Here is a 14,461-nt window from a genome sequence, read left to right on the forward strand (position 1 = left end):
CTGCGCCGACCCCGGGCGGGGCTCCCCGACGGCGGAGGACCTCTGTTCACCTCCGGTCCATCCGTGACCTTTAAGCTTGGGCGCATCCACCAGCGAGCGCCGAAGGAGTGACCGTGAAGATCCCCGACAACCAGAGCCTGCGCGAGTACATCGAGCACCTGCGCGAGGAGGGGTACTCGGTCCAGGACGGCCACACCCCGGACCCGGACCTGATCGATCCTCAGGGGAACCCGGTCTACACCTGGCAGGAGGGGTACCCGTACGAGACCCGGATGGACCGGGAGGAGTACGAGCTGCAGAAGTACCAGCTCCAGGTCGAGCTGCTGAAGTTCCAGTACTGGCTCGAGGACAACGACCAGAAGGCCGTCATCATCTTCGAGGGGCGCGACGCGGCCGGCAAGGGCGGCACCATCAAGCGCTTCACCGAGCACCTCAATCCCCGCACCGCCCGCGTCGTCGCGCTGAACAAGCCCAGCGACCGCGAGCGCGGCCAGTGGTACTTCCAGCGCTACGTCCAGCACCTGCCCACCGAGGGCGAGATGGTGCTCTTCGACCGCTCCTGGTACAACCGCGCCGGCGTCGAGCGGGTGATGGGCTTCGCGACCCCCGAGCAGTACGAGACCTTCATGAACCAGGTCCCCTACTTCGAGCGGATGCTGGTGGACTCCGGCATCCACCTCACCAAGTTCTGGTTCTCCGTCTCGCAGAAGGAACAGCGCACCCGCTTCGCGATCCGGCAGCTGGACCCGGTGCGGCGCTGGAAGCTCTCCCCGATGGACCTCGAGTCGCTGGACCGCTGGGAGGCGTACACCGAGGCCAAGGAGGAGATGTTCCGCCGCACGGACAAGAAGTACGCGCCGTGGACGATCATCCGCTCCAACGACAAGAAGCGCGCCCGCCTGAACGCGATGCGCTACTTCCTCTCCCAGTTCGAGTACGAGGACAAGGACCACGAGATCGTGGGCAGCCCGGACCCGAAGCTGGTCATGCGCGGGAAGATGGAGGAGGCCGACGAGTGAGCCGCTGACGGCGCCGCTCGTGCGACGGGCCGGTCCCCCCTCGGGGTGACCGGCCCGTCGGCTCTCCGGTGCGGCTCAGAAGTCCAGGCGCTCCGTGGGCGGAAGCGCCACCTCGCCCGAGTCGGGCTGCTCCGTGGCGGTGGCCGGCTCCGGCTCCTCGTCGAGCGCCGGGATGGTGCCGGTGGCCGTCGCCCGGTGCGGCGAGGTCATCGAGGCGGGGGAGAGCAGCCCGGCCAGACGGTCCTCGTCCAGCAGGCCGCGCTCGAGCACCAGGTCCCGGACCGGACGGCCCGTCGCCAGCGCCTCCTCCGCGACCTCCGTCGAGGCCGCGTACCCGATCACCGGCACCAGCGCCGTGACCACCCCGATCGAACGGTGCAGGTAGTCCTCCAGCACCTCCTCGTTCAGGGTGATCCCGGCGACGCAGCGGTCGGCGAGGGTGTTCATCGCACGGGTCATGATCTGCGTGGACTCGAGGATGTTGAAGGCGATCACCGGCTCGAACACGTTCAGCTGCAGCTGACCGCCCTCGGCCGCGAAGGTCACCGAGAGATCGTTGCCGATCACCTCGTAGGCGACCTGGTTGACGACCTCCGGGATCACCGGGTTCACCTTGCCGGGCATGATCGAGCTGCCCGGCTGCACGGCCGGCAGGTTGATCTCGTGCAGGCCGGCCCGCGGCCCGGAGCTCAGCAGGCGCAGGTCGTTGCAGATCTTCGAGATCTTCACCGCGATGCGCTTGAGGATCCCGGAGAAGGTCACGAAGGCGCCGGTGTCGCTGGTGGCCTCGACCAGGTCGGCGGAGACCACGAAGGGCACCCCGGTCAGCTCCGCGAGCTCGGCCGTGGCCATCGCCGCATAGCGCGGATCGGACGTGATGCCGGTGCCGATCGCCGTCGCGCCGAGGTTGATCTCCTGGAACAGCGTCGCGGTGCGGGTGAGGCGCTGGACGTCCTCCTCGATCGTGGTGGCCCAGGCGTGGAACTCCTGGCCCACCGTCATCGGGACCGCGTCCTGCAGCTGGGTGCGCCCCATCTTCAGGACCGAGGAGAACTCCTCGCCCTTGGCGCGCAGGGTGGAGATCAGGTGGTCCATCGCCTCGGCCAGCGCCGGGAAGGACAGCATGATCGTCAGCCGGATCGCCGTGGGGTAGACGTCGTTGGTGGACTGGCCGAGGTTGACGTGGTTGTTGGGGTGCAGCCGGTCGTACTGCCCCTTCTCGTGCCCGAGGATCTCGAGCGCGCGGTTGGCGATCACCTCGTTGGCGTTCATGTTCGTGCTCGTGCCGGCCCCGCCCTGGATCATGTCCACGATGAAGTGCTCGTGGAGGGCGCCGCCGATGATCTCCTCGCAGGCGCGGTCGATCGCGGCGAAGCGCTCGTCGTCGAGCGCCCCCAGGCGATGGTTGGCGCGGGCGGCGGCACGCTTGACCTGGGCGAGGGCCTCGACCATCCGGGGGAAGTGCTGCAGCTGCACCCCCGTGATGTGGAAGTTCTCGTTTGCACGCAGGGTCTGAACGCCGTAGTAGGCATCGGCTGGGACGTCGCGGTCTCCGAGCAGGTCGTGCTCGCGGCGGGTGCCGGTCGACGTCGCACCGGGGCTGGTCATCGTGGGATCCTCCAGATGTCGCTGTGGCCGACGGCTCTGCCGGCCCCTGCCAGGGTAGCGGGGCGTGGCCCGTACGATGGCCGGGTGCGCGCGCCCCGATCCCCCCACACGCTCCGCGCCGCCTTCCGGCGGCAGACGGTGCTCACCCTCGCCCTGCCCGCGCTCGCGCTGATCGTCCTGATCGGGGCGACGCTGTCGGCGCCGCTGGCCGGCGTGCTCCTGGCGGCACTGCTGCTGGTCCTCGCGCTGATGCGGGCCCTGCTGCCCGTGCGGGCGGTCGGCGCGCTGGCCGTCCGCTCCCGCGGCCTCGACGTCGCGGTGCTGCTCGCCCTCGCGCTCGGCATCGCGGTGCTGAGCACCTCGCCGAACCTCTGAGCCGAAGCGCCTCGGGAGGGCCCGTCGAGGTGTGAGCTTCGTCGGCCCGCCGGCGGGAGCGGGGCCCGCCCGCGGTGTGGGACGATCGGTCCGTGCCCACCGACTCCGCCCGGCTCCATGCCGTGTTCGACCTCGCGATGAGGATCGGGGAGGGCCTGCTCACCAACGGTGCCGCCGCCTCGGAGGTCACCGCGACGGTGCTGCGGGTGACCAGCTCGTCCGGCCTGCGCAACGTCTCCGTGCAGGTCACCTTCAACGAGGTCACGATCTCCTATCTCGCCGACGAGTCCGCGACCCCGTTCACGAGGGTCCGCTCGGCAGGGGAGCGGACCCAGGACTTCGCGCGCCTGGCCGCCTTCGAGGACATCTCCCACCAGTACCTCTCCGGGGAGCTCCCGCTGGACGAGGCCCGGCACAGGGCCGCCGCGATACCGCAGCGCCAGCCGCTGTACCGGCTCGTGCTCGTGGTCGCGGGCTTCGCGGTGATGGGCGGCGCGGCCGCGCTCAGCTTCGGCGCCGGCAGCCTCGTCGTGGTCGCCGCGACCCTCGCCGCCGGGCTGCTGATCGCGGCGGCGGAGCTGCTGGCCCGGTGGAGCATCCCGCCGTTCTACAGCCAGGCGCTCGGCGGCCTCGTCGCCGTCGCCGCGGCGATCGGGGTCAGCGCGATCGACCCCACCGAGAACTCCTCGATCGTCGTGGTCTCGTGCCTGATCGTGCAGCTCGCGGGGCTCTCCTCGATCAGCGCCGTGCAGGACGCGGTGACGGGCTGGTACATCACGGCCGCGGGACGCATGCTCGAGACGCTCATGCTCACCGTCGGCATCGTGGTGGGAGTGCGCGCCGGGCTGCTCGCGGCCGACGCGATCGGCGCGGACATCTCCGTGACCGCGTCGATGCCGCTGTCGATCACGACGGCGCTGGTGGTGCTGATCTCGGGGCTCGGCATGGGGCTCGGCTACGGCGTCGGCACCCAGACCCCGCCCCGGCTGCTGCTGATGGCCGCGCTGGTCGCCGCCGGCTCGGGCCTCGTCTCGCACCTGATCGCCGGGACGCTGCACGACCGCACCGTCGCCGTCGGCGTCGCCGCCTTCCTCACCGGCCTGGTCGCGACCGCGCTCGCCGACCGGGTGCGCGCCCCCTCGCTCGCCTTCGTCATGGCCGGGGTGATACCCCTGGTGCCCGGCAGCCGGATCTACCGCGGCCTGCTCGGGTTGCAGGACGACCTCTCGGTGGGCATCTCCGAGCTGCTCGAGGCGGCGCAGATCGCGATCGCGATCGCCGCGGGCGTGGTGCTCGGCCAGCTCATCTCCTCGCGGATCATGCCCTACTTCCGCCGCAGCGGCATCGCCTACACCCCGGCGATCTCCTCGCCCTTCACCACCATGCGCCGTCGCCGCCTCTCGCTCGGCACGCGGTCGATGCGGCGACGTCGCGGCACTCCGGTGATCGAGCCGTCTACGATGACCGGAGAGATGACGGCGCTGTCACCGGCTCTGTTCGAGGACGCGGACCTGCTCGACGACCTCGAGCCCCCCGCGGATCTCGTGGACCGCGACCGCGGGGAGCGCCGCGACGAGGACGAGGAGGTCCCATGACCGAGAACGCACTGCTGGCCGTCGCCGGCTACTCCACCAGCGGCACCGGCCGCGGCCGCGGCATCGAGCTGCTGGCCCTGCGGTCCGACGGGCAGGACCTCGCCGTCGAGCGTCGTGCCGCCGTGGACCTGCCCGACCCCTCCTTCGTGCTGTGGAGCGAGGACGGCACCCTGCTGCACGCGGTGCTCGAGACCGAGCCGACGCGGGTGGTCACCCTGCGCGTGGACGAGGACGGAGCACGGGCGGAGGTCGTCGCGGACCTCGCGCTGGACGGGGCGGGCGGCTGCCACCTCGCCCACGGCAGCGACGGCCGCTCCCTCGTGATCGCCCAGTACGGCTCCGGCTCCGTGGCGACGGTGGGCCTGGACGAGGAGGGCCTGCCCACCGCGCAGATCGACCTCGACGACCACCACGAGCTGATCGACGGCATCGCGGAGACGGCGCCGCACCCGCACCAGGTCGTGGCGCTGCCCGGCACGGAGGCCCTCGCCGTCCCCGACCTCGGCCTGGACCGCGTGATGCTGTACCGCCAGGGCGCCGGCGGCATGATCGACATCGCCGGGGAGATCTCGCTGAGCCGGGGGAACGGGCCGCGCCACCTCGTGGCCGACCACGGGTCCGAGCAGATCCACATCGCCTGCGAGCTCTCCGGCATGGTCGCCACCGCCGTGCGCGCCCACGAGACCTCGCCCCGCTCCGTCCCCGCCGTCATGCCGCAGGCGCCGCGCCGCTGGGCCGTGCGCTCGATGATGCCGGCCAGCGGCAGCGAGTCCGCCGCCGCGCTCTCCCACATCGAGCTCGTCGCCGACGAGTCCGCGCTGCTGGTCGCCAACCGCGGCCCCGACACCCTCTCCCTGCTCTCCCTCGACGCGATGCGGCCGCAGCGCGTGGCCGAGGTCGAGGTGGGCGCGCACCCGCGTCACTTCACCCAGTGGGGCGACCTGGTGCTGGTCGCCGCGCAGGAGGGCGACCGGATCGACGTGCTGCGCCGTCGCGGCGAGGAGCTCTCACGGGTCGGGGAGCCGATCCCCGCACCGTCGGTCGCGTGCCTCGCAGTGCGTCCCGTGGCCTGAGGACCGCGTCCCGGGAGCGGCCTCCCGGGGCTCGCGTGAGCGGCTCCGCAGCGGACCTGTTGCCGACGGCGGCCGCGAGACGGCTAGACTCACCGGCGCCCTACCGGTCGGCCGGTGGGCTCCGTCGTGCCCTCGCCCCGTCCTGGAAGGACCCTTCCCGATGACCGCTGCCGCTGACTCCCGCACCGCTCCCGCTTGGCAGGGAGCGGTGCTCTCGGCCGCACCGGAGCGCTCCGCAGCTGCCGATCGCGCCGCTGAGAGGTTCGAGCAGTCCTTCGGCTACGCGCCCGACGGGGTCTGGTCCGCGCCGGGCCGCGTCAACATCATCGGCGAGCACGTCGACTACCAGGACGGCCTCTGCCTGCCGATGGCGATCTCGCACCGCTGCTTCGCCGCCGCCGCCCGCACCCCCACCTCGCGGGTGCGCCTGCGCTCCGCCCAGGACGACCTCGAGCTCGACCTCGACGCGGCCGCGCTCGAGCCCGGCGCGGTCGAGGGCTGGCCCGCCTACGTCGCCGGCGTGCTCTGGGCGCTGCGCCCCTTCATCTCCGGCGCCGTCACCCAGGGCATGGACATCCTCATCGACGGGCAGGTCCCGCTCGGGGCGGGCCTGTCCAGCTCGGCCGCGCTCGAGTGCGCCGCCGCCGAGGCGATCGAGTCGCTGCTGACCCTGGGCACCACGCCGCTCGACCGGGTGCGCGCCGCGATCACCGCCGAGACCGACTTCGCCGGCGCCTCCACGGGCGGGCTCGACCAGTCCGCCTCGGTCCTCTCCCGCGAGGGCCACGCCCTGTTCCTGGACTGCCGGGACTTCTCCACTCGCGCGGTGCCGTGGGACCTCGCCTCCCAGGGCCTCGCCCTGCTGATCACCGACACCCGGGCCGAGCACTCCCACGTCGACGGGGAGTACACGGCGCGCCGCGCGGACAGCGAGCGCGCCGCCGCGTCTCTCGGCGTGCCGACCCTGCGCGACGCCGATCCGGCCCGGCTCGAGGAACTCCTGGCGAGCATCGACGACGAGGTCGTGCGCCGCCGCGCCCGCCACGTGATCACCGAGATCCAGCGCGTGCAGGAGTTCGACGCGCTGCTCGCCGAGGGGACGGTGCGCGCGCACGTCACGGAGCTCGGCGCGCTGCTGAACGCCTCCCACGACTCGCTGCGCGAGGACTACGAGGTGACGGTCCCGCAGCTCGACCTCGCCGTGGACACCGCCCGCGAGGCCGGTGCGCACGGCGCCCGCATGACCGGCGGCGGCTTCGGCGGCTCGACGATCGCGCTGGTGGAGGCGGAGCAGGCGCAGGCGATCGCCGAGGCCATCGCCGCCGCCTTCGCCGCGGCCGGCTTCACCGCCCCGGAGTTCTTCCTGGCACTGCCCTCGGAGGGCGCCGGCCAGGACCGCTGAGCCGCGACGCCGGAACCACCGGCTGACGACGTCCCGCCGTCGTCGGTGCTTCCGGCGTCTGCGCCTCCCCGCCCTCGGCGCGGCACCGTCGTCAGCGCGTCGCGTCGTCGGGCGCGGGCGCCGCGAGCCAGTCCTGCACCCCCGCGAGGAGCCGGGAGCGGACCGGTGTGGGAGCGGCCGAGAGACGGATCGAGGAGGCGGCGAGGTCGGCGAGCTCGGCGTCGTCCAGCCCGATCCGCCGCGCGATCTCGTACTGGTCCAGCAGCCGCGAGCCGAACAGCAGCGGGTCGTCCGCGCCGAGCGCGATCTGCGCCCCGGCCTCCATCAGCCGGCGCAGCGGCACGTCCTCGGCGTGCTCGAGCACCCCGAGGGAGGCGTTCGAGGCCGGGCAGAGCTCGAATCCGATCCCGGCTGCCACCACCTGCTCCAGCAGGGGCGGGTCCTCGGCGACGCGCACCCCGTGGCCCAGCCGGTCCGGTCGCAGGTGCTCGACGACCTCCCGCACGTGCGCGGGCCCCAGCAGCTCCCCGCCGTGCGGCACCGACAGCAGCCCGGCCTCCCGCGCGATGCGGAAGGCGGGGGCGAAGTCCTCGGTGTCCCCGCGCCGCTCGTCGTTGGAGAGCCCGAAGCCGATCACCCTCCCGGCGCTGCGCGCCGCGAGCCGGGCCAGGATGCGGGCGTCCAGCGGATGCCGGGTGCGGGAGGCGGCCACCACGATCCCGACGCTGACCCCGGTCACCGCCTCGGAGCGCTCGGCCTGGTCCAGGACGATCTCGACGGCGGGGGTGATCCCGCCGACGAAGGGCGCATAGCTGGTCGGGTCCACCTGCAGCTCGAGCCGGCCCGAGCCCTCGGCGGCGTCGTCCTCCACCGCCTCGTGGAGCAGGCGCCGCATCGCCGTCTCCGAGTCGACGACCGCGCGGGCGGTGTCGTACTGGCGCTGGAAGCGGAACCATCCGCGCCGGTCGGGCTCGACCTGCAGCGCCACGTCGTCGGTGAGGGAGCGGGGCAGTCGCATGCCCCGCTCCGCGGCCAGCTCCCACAGCGTCGTCGGACGCATCGAGCCTGTGAAGTGCAGGTGCAGATGCGCCTTCGGCAGGGTCCGCAGGTCGCGGCCCGATCCGGCGGGGGAGGGGCTCATCCCGCCAGGAGCGCGGCCACCCGGTCGATGCCCTCGACGATGTCCTCGTCTCCGAGGGCGTAGGAGAAGCGCAGGTGGCCGGGGGCGCCGAAGGCCTCGCCCGGCACGGCGGCGACCTCCGCCTCCTCGAGGATCACGGTCGCGAGCTCGGTCGAGGTGGTCACCTTCCGGCCGCGGATCTCCCGGCCCAGCAGCTGCGAGACGTCGGGGAAGACGTAGAACGCGCCGGTCGGGGTCGGCACGGTGAAGCCCTCGATCGCGGAGAGCTTCTCGACGATCAGCTGCCGACGCCGGTCGAAGGCGCGGCGCATCTCCTCGACGGGCTCCGTCGGCCCCGTCAGCGCCGCGAGCGCCGCCCGCTGGGCGATGTTGTTGACGTGCGAGGTGAGATGGGACTGCAGGTTCGAGGCCGCCTTGATGACGTCGGTCGGGCCGACCATCCAGCCCACCCGCCAGCCGGTCATCGCGAAGGACTTCGCCACTCCGCCGAGCAGGATCGTGGTGTCGGCGAGCTCGGGGACGGCCTTCAGCACGGAGGTGAAGGGCATGTCGCCGTAGGTGAGGGACTGGTAGATCTCGTCGGTGATCACCCACAGCCCGTGCTCGAGCGCCCAGCGGCCGATCTCCTCGACCTGCTCGGGGGAGAGCACCGCGCCGGTCGGGTTCGAGGGGGAGCACAGCACCAGGGCGCGCGTGGCCTCGGTGCGGGCGGCCTCGAGCTGCTCGACGGTGGGGACGTAGCCCTGGTCGGCGCCGGCCAGGACGGGGACCTCGGTCGCGCCCGACTGGCGGATCGCCTCGGGGTAGGTGGTCCAGTACGGGGCGGGCAGCAGCACCTCGTCGCCCGGGTCCAGCACGGTCGCGAAGGCCTGGAACACGGCCTGCTTGCCGCCGTTGGTCACCAGCACCTGCGCCGGGTCGATCTCGAGCGACGTCGTGGCCGAGACCGACGCGGCGAGGGCCTCGCGCAGCTCGGGCAGGCCGGCTGTCGCGGAGTAGCGGTGGTTGCGCGGATCGCGCGCGGCCTCCACGGCGGCGTCCACGATGTGCGCGGGGGTGGGGAAGTCGGGCTCTCCGGCGCCGAAGCCGATGACGGGCCGTCCGGCTGCCTTGAGCGCCTTGGCGGTCGCGTCGACCGCGAGAGTCGCGGAGGGCTCGATCGCGCCGATGCGCTGCGAGATGCGGGAACGGGTGGCGGGGGTGCGTGCGTCGTCGGTGGTCACCCGACTATCGTGGCAGAGCTCGTCCCGCGCCGCCAGGATGGACGTCCCTTGGGAACGGGGGTGCGCCGGGATCCCGCGAGGCGCTGGAATGTGACGTGATCCGGGACGATTCGCACGAGTCCCCATCGGCTTGTATGCTGGTCGCTGGTCAGAATCGCTCAGGCTTCTCCGGGCACGTCCCGGGACCGGGCGAGACGACCGCACGGGGCTCGTCCCCGTGAAGGGCAGTGGCGCAATTGGTAGCGCAGCGGTCTCCAAAACCGCAGGTTGCAGGTTCGAGCCCTGTCTGCCCTGCCGGTCCGGCCGGGGTCACCCGGCCGGATGCGGATGACCTCGACGAGATCGGAAAGCTCCCTGTGAACTCCAGCCAGAACGCCCCGTCGGCACCGCGCACCGGTGACGTCCAGGGCTCCGGGTCGAAGAACCCGTTCCTGGCCATCGGTCTGTTCATCCGCCAGGTGATCGCCGAGCTGCGCAAGGTGGTCGTCCCCAGCAGGCGCGAGCTGATCCTGTACTCGATCACGGTGCTGCTGTTCGTCGCCTTCATGATCCTGCTGATCTTCGGGCTCGACGCCGCCTTCAGCTGGATCTCGCGGATCGCCTTCACGGTCCCCGACGTGTGAGCGGGCGCCTGATCCGCACCTCGCACAGCCCTGTGACCGACCAGTCCACCGCAGCCAGGAAGGCAGGTTCCCGCCGATGAGCGAGACGACCTCTACCCCCGACGAGTCCTTCGACGACGTCGACGACACCCTCTCCTTCTCCGCCTCGGCCCCGACCGGCCAGGCCGCGGGCGAGGACGTCGCCGCCGAGGAGACCGCGGCCGAGGGCGCCGAGCTCGACGAGGGCGCTGAGCTCTCCGACGACGCCGCGCCGGCCGACGACGAGAGCGCCGAGGCGCCCGTCGTCGACGAGGCGATCGCAGACGACTCCGAGGCCGACGACTCCGACGAGCCTGCCGACGCCGACGAGCTCGCCGACGCCGACGAGGCCCCGGTCGCCGAGGACGCCGTCGACGCGCCCGCGGCCGAGGAGCCCGAGGAGGACCCGGTCCAGCAGCTGCGCATGCACCTGCGCTCCGCGCTCGGCGAGTGGTACGTCATCCACTCCTACTCCGGGCACGAGAACCGCGTGAAGACCCAGCTCGCCACGCGCACCGAGACCATGGACATGGAGGAGTTCATCTTCGAGGTCCAGGTCCCGATGGAGGACGCGACCGAGGTCAAGAACGGCCAGAAGAAGATCGTCCGCCGCGTGCGCATCCCCGGCTACGTGCTGGTGCGCATGGACCTGACCACCGAGTCCTGGCGCGTCGTGCGCGACACCCCCGGCGTGACCGGCTTCGTCGGCAATGCGACCGAGCCCACCCCGCTCACCTTCGACGAGATCTTCTCGATGCTCGCGCCGTCCGTCGGCCTGCCCGAGAAGAAGCGCTCCTCCGGCTCGTCCGGCTCCTCCTCGAAGCCCGCGGCCGCGCAGAAGGTCCCCGACTTCCAGGTCGGCGAGTCCGTCACCGTCATGGACGGTCCCTTCGAGACCATGCCGGCCACGATCTCCGAGATCCACGCCGAGGCCCAGAAGCTGCAGGTGCTCGTGTCGATCTTCGGCCGCGAGACCCCGGTCGAGCTCGGCTTCGACCAGGTCGCCAAGATCTGAGCAGCCCGGTCCGCCTCGTGCGGGCCCTCGGGCGCGCGGCCCCTCGCCCGCGTCCGCCCCGAATCCCCGCGGCGCGTCCGGCTCCGGCCGGGCGGGCTCCCCGGTGGGGGAGTACGACCGAGATCACGCCCGATCGAGGTCGACGCCGCCGCGACGTGCAGGTAACGTCGCATCCCGGATCCGTGCCCCTCGGGGCGCGGGTCCTGCAGTGGGAGGAGCGCGTGATGAGCTCCGCCCGGACCACACCACAGTAAGGAAGAGCAATGGCTCCCAAGAAGAAGATCGCGAGCATCATCAAGCTCCAGATCCAGGCCGGCCAGGCCACCCCTGCGCCGCCCGTGGGTCCCGCGCTCGGCGCTGCCGGCGTGAACATGATGGAGTTCGTGAAGGCCTACAACGATCGCACCGCCGATCAGCGTGGCAACATCATCCCCGTCGAGATCACGGTCTATGAGGACCGCTCGTTCACCTTCATCACGAAGACCCCGCCGGCGGCGGAGCTCATCAAGAAGGCCGCCGGCCTCCAGAAGGGCTCGGCCGTCCCGCACACCGACAAGGTCGGCAAGATCACCCAGGCTCAGGTCCGCGAGATCGCGGAGACCAAGATGCCTGATCTGAACGCGAACGACATCGAGGCCGCGGCGAAGATCGTCGAGGGCACCGCTCGTTCCATGGGCATCACGGTGGAGGGCTGAGAACGATGGCATTCCGTAGCAAGGCTTACAAGAACGGCGCCGCTCTGATCGAAGAGGGCCGCGCGTACTCCCCGCTGGACGCCCTGCGCCTCGCGCAGAAGTCCAGCCCGGCGAAGTTCGACGCCTCCGTCGAGGTCTCGATGCGTCTCGGCGTCGACCCCCGCAAGGCGGACCAGATGGTGCGCGGCACCGTCAACCTGCCCAACGGCACCGGCAAGACCGCCCGCGTCATCGTCTTCGCGTCCGGCGCGCAGGCCGAGGCTGCTCTCGCGGCGGGCGCCGACGAGGTCGGCGACGACGACCTGATCGAGAAGGTCGCCGGCGGCTGGACCGACTTCGACGCGGCCGTCGCCACCCCGAACCTGATGGGCAAGGTCGGCAAGCTGGGCCGCGTGCTCGGCCCCCGCGGCCTCATGCCGAACCCCAAGACCGGCACCGTGACCATGGACGTCACCAAGGCCGTGAACGACATCAAGGGCGGCAAGATCGAGTTCCGCACCGACCGTGCGGCGAACCTGCACTACATCGTCGGCAAGGTCTCCTTCACCGACAAGCAGCTCGTCGAGAACTACGTCGCGGCGCTGGACGAGATCCTCCGTCTCAAGCCGTCCGCGTCCAAGGGCCGCTACATCACGAAGATCACCGTGTCCACCACCATGGGCCCCGGCATCCCGGTCGACGTGAACCGCACCCGCAACCTCCTCGAGGACACCGACGAGGCCTGAGCCTCCTCACCTCCTCGCATCTCGGCGCCCCGCCCACCGCTCAGGTGGGCGGGGCGCCGTGCTGTGTCGGGCGTCGAGCCCGGAAGCTCTTCGACGATCCGTACCAGGGAAGTGGAACGGATCGTCGAACAACTGCGCCCCTGTCCGCTTCGCGGGGCGCCCCCCCCCGCACCGCAGCGGAGCCGGCAGGGGAGTTGTTCGACGTCCGGTACCGCTTAACTGGTACGTCTCGTCGATCAACTCGGCCGCTGGCTGCTTCGCGAGGCGCTTCGCCACCGGCAGGGGAGTTGTTCGACGTCCGGTACCGCTTCACTGGTACGTCTCGTCGATCAACTCGGCCACTCCCCGTGCTGTGCGCCGTTGCGGAGCCGGCGGCACGGGACGTCGATCCGCCGGCGGTGGGGGAGCGAGGCGCTGCACGCTCGATGCCCCGCTCGTCGCCGGATTGTGACGGAGACCGCCGCCCGCACCGTGGCGCGCACACCCGTCCCTGCACTACTCTGGACCTACCGAAGACCGCCGGTCGTCGCCCTCCACCCGGAGAGCGACCGAAGAAGTCCCCACGGGACGGCCTGCGCAGGTGAACGAACGCGACCCGCACGGTCGCGCCCTCCGCGGAGCAGTTGCTCCCGGGGAGCCGGATCGTGCGTGCTGGCCTCGACACCTGCGTGTCGAGGCCTTTTCCTGTTCCAGGGCCCTTCACCCGGTGGCGAGAGACCTCTGGAAGGAGGGCCATGGCGAATCCCGAGAAGGTGGACGCCGTCGCGGAGATCGCGGACATGTTCCGCGAGTCCGACGCCGCCGTCATCACCGAGTATCGCGGGCTCAGCGTGGGGGAGCTCAAGGAGCTCCGTCGTGCGCTGGGTTCCGAGACGACCTACGCCGTGGTGAAGAACACGCTCACGGAGATCGCCGCCCGCGAGGCCGGCATCGACGTGTTCGACGGCACGCTCAGCGGGCCGACCGCGATCGCCTTCATCAAGGGCGAGCCGGTGGAGCCTGCGAAGGCTCTGCGTGACTTCGCCAAGACCCACGACAGCCTCGTGGTCAAGTCCGGCTACTTCGAGGGCAAGCTGCTCTCGCAGGAGGACGTCCAGAAGCTCGCGGACCTCGAGTCCCGCGAGGTCCTGCTGGCCAAGGCCGCCGGCGCCATGAAGGCGTCGATGTCCAAGGCCGCCGCAGTGTTCGCTGCACCGCTGTCCAAGACGGCGCGCACCGTGGACGCGCTGCGGGCCAAGCAGGAAGCCGCCTGAGCCTCCCGGCTCACCGGCTTCCGCACCACAGCCACAGCGCTGTCCCCCGGCTGCCCCGTCGGAGCATCCGGATCGCAAGACCCGGCGCGTGAGCGCCGCTCAACACCGCAGGGACGCAGGTCCCGCCTACAGGAAGGAACGCCCTCATGGCGAAGCTCAGCAACGACGAGCTCATCGAAGCTTTCAAGGAGATGTCCCTCATCGAGCTCTCCGAGTTCGTGAAGCAGTTCGAGGACGTCTTCGACGTCACCGCCGCCGCCCCCGTGGCCGTCGCCGGTGCCGCTCCCGCCGCCGGCGGTGGCGAGGCCGCCGCCGAGGAGGAGAAGACCGAGTTCGACGTCATCCTCGAGTCGGCCGGCTCCGCGAAGATCGCCGTCATCAAGGAGGTGCGCGGCCTGACCTCCCTCGGTCTGAAGGAGGCCAAGGCGCTCGTCGACGAGGCCCCCAAGCCCGTCCTCGAGGGTGTCAAGCAGGAGGACGCCGAGGCCGCCAAGGCGAAGCTCGAGGAGGCCGGCGCGACCGTCTCCGTCAAGTGATCTCCGGCGCACGCCTCGGCGTGCGCCTCACCTGACGGCAGTCGCACTGCCCCTGGAAGGGCCGTCCCGCATCGCGCGGGGCGGCCCTTCCGCATGCCCGGGGGACGGGAGGCGGCGCGCACGGACGCGGTGCCGGCCCGTGCTCGGCCGGCTCCTGGGC

At 71.7% G+C, this 14,461-nt stretch carries 14 protein-coding genes and 1 tRNA gene; 12 read left to right on the forward strand and 3 right to left on the reverse strand.

The annotated features are described in order from the left end of the window. Window positions 1-113 precede the first annotated feature (113 nt). Entirely contained in the window at window positions 114-1,019 is a 906-nt protein-coding gene (ppk2, locus tag A4A78_RS06845) for a polyphosphate kinase 2 (RefSeq protein WP_053917153.1), read from the forward strand. A 75-nt stretch (window positions 1,020-1,094) separates the two neighbouring features. On the opposite strand, the gene aspA is transcribed toward ppk2, so the two are convergent. Then, on the reverse strand, window positions 1,095-2,627 hold the full coding sequence (gene aspA, locus A4A78_RS06850) for an aspartate ammonia-lyase (RefSeq protein WP_062947580.1): 1,533 nt from the start codon (window positions 2,625-2,627) through the stop codon (window positions 1,095-1,097). Between the two features lie 84 nt (window positions 2,628-2,711). On the opposite strand from aspA, the gene A4A78_RS06855 reads away from it, so the two are divergent. The 4 genes from A4A78_RS06855 to galK all read left to right on the forward strand — a co-directional run bounded on the left by A4A78_RS06855 (window position 2,712) and on the right by galK (window position 7,072). Next, a complete protein-coding gene (locus A4A78_RS06855) occupies window positions 2,712-3,002 on the forward strand; it encodes a DUF3017 domain-containing protein (protein WP_062947581.1) in 291 nt (96 codons plus the stop codon). Window positions 3,003-3,094: 92 nt separating this feature from the next. After that, entirely contained in the window at window positions 3,095-4,597 is a 1,503-nt protein-coding gene (locus A4A78_RS06860; protein WP_062947582.1) for a threonine/serine exporter ThrE family protein, read from the forward strand. After that, a complete protein-coding gene (locus A4A78_RS06865; protein ID WP_062947583.1) occupies window positions 4,594-5,670 on the forward strand; it encodes a beta-propeller fold lactonase family protein in 1,077 nt (358 codons plus the stop codon). Before A4A78_RS06860 ends, A4A78_RS06865 begins: the two co-directional genes overlap by 4 nt. 160 nt (window positions 5,671-5,830) lie before the next feature. Next, window positions 5,831-7,072, forward strand: a complete 1,242-nt coding sequence (gene galK / locus A4A78_RS06870) for a galactokinase (protein WP_062947584.1) — start codon at window positions 5,831-5,833, stop codon at window positions 7,070-7,072. A 91-nt stretch (window positions 7,073-7,163) separates the two neighbouring features. On the opposite strand, the gene A4A78_RS06875 is transcribed toward galK, so the two are convergent. Together A4A78_RS06875 and A4A78_RS06880 are read right to left on the reverse strand one after the other, a co-directional pair. After that, window positions 7,164-8,213: an adenosine deaminase gene (locus tag A4A78_RS06875; protein WP_062947585.1), complete on the reverse strand. Its 1,050-nt coding sequence runs from the start codon at window positions 8,211-8,213 to the stop codon at window positions 7,164-7,166. Then, window positions 8,210-9,436: a pyridoxal phosphate-dependent aminotransferase gene (locus tag A4A78_RS06880; protein WP_062947586.1), complete on the reverse strand. Its 1,227-nt coding sequence runs from the start codon at window positions 9,434-9,436 to the stop codon at window positions 8,210-8,212. The genes A4A78_RS06875 and A4A78_RS06880 overlap by 4 nt, the downstream gene beginning before the upstream one ends. A gap of 221 nt (window positions 9,437-9,657) precedes the next feature. Between A4A78_RS06880 and A4A78_RS06885 the strand changes: the two genes are divergently transcribed. From A4A78_RS06885 to rplL, 7 genes are all read left to right on the forward strand, one after another. Then, window positions 9,658-9,730 (forward strand) — tRNA-Trp (locus tag A4A78_RS06885). Window positions 9,731-9,792: 62 nt separating this feature from the next. Further along, entirely contained in the window at window positions 9,793-10,059 is a 267-nt protein-coding gene (secE, locus tag A4A78_RS06890; protein WP_062947587.1) for a preprotein translocase subunit SecE, read from the forward strand. Window positions 10,060-10,135: 76 nt separating this feature from the next. After that, window positions 10,136-11,092: a transcription termination/antitermination protein NusG gene (gene nusG, locus A4A78_RS06895; protein WP_062947588.1), complete on the forward strand. Its 957-nt coding sequence runs from the start codon at window positions 10,136-10,138 to the stop codon at window positions 11,090-11,092. Between the two features lie 263 nt (window positions 11,093-11,355). Beyond that, window positions 11,356-11,787, forward strand: coding sequence for a 50S ribosomal protein L11 (gene rplK, locus A4A78_RS06900; protein WP_010550349.1), 432 nt, complete (start codon window positions 11,356-11,358; stop codon window positions 11,785-11,787). Window positions 11,788-11,792: 5 nt separating this feature from the next. After that, window positions 11,793-12,512: a 50S ribosomal protein L1 gene (rplA, locus tag A4A78_RS06905; RefSeq protein WP_062947589.1), complete on the forward strand. Its 720-nt coding sequence runs from the start codon at window positions 11,793-11,795 to the stop codon at window positions 12,510-12,512. Between the two features lie 734 nt (window positions 12,513-13,246). Continuing rightward, complete coding sequence (gene rplJ, locus A4A78_RS06910) at window positions 13,247-13,765, forward strand: 50S ribosomal protein L10 (RefSeq protein ID WP_062947590.1); 519 nt, start codon at window positions 13,247-13,249, stop codon at window positions 13,763-13,765. Window positions 13,766-13,911: 146 nt separating this feature from the next. Beyond that, window positions 13,912-14,301 (forward strand): 50S ribosomal protein L7/L12, encoded by a 390-nt coding sequence (gene rplL, locus A4A78_RS06915; RefSeq protein WP_062947591.1) that lies wholly within the window; start codon window positions 13,912-13,914, stop codon window positions 14,299-14,301. Window positions 14,302-14,461 lie beyond the last annotated feature (160 nt).

The sequence above is a fragment of the Brachybacterium sp. sponge genome (genome assembly GCF_001613775.1).
GTDB lineage: Bacteria > Actinomycetota > Actinomycetes > Actinomycetales > Dermabacteraceae > Brachybacterium > Brachybacterium conglomeratum.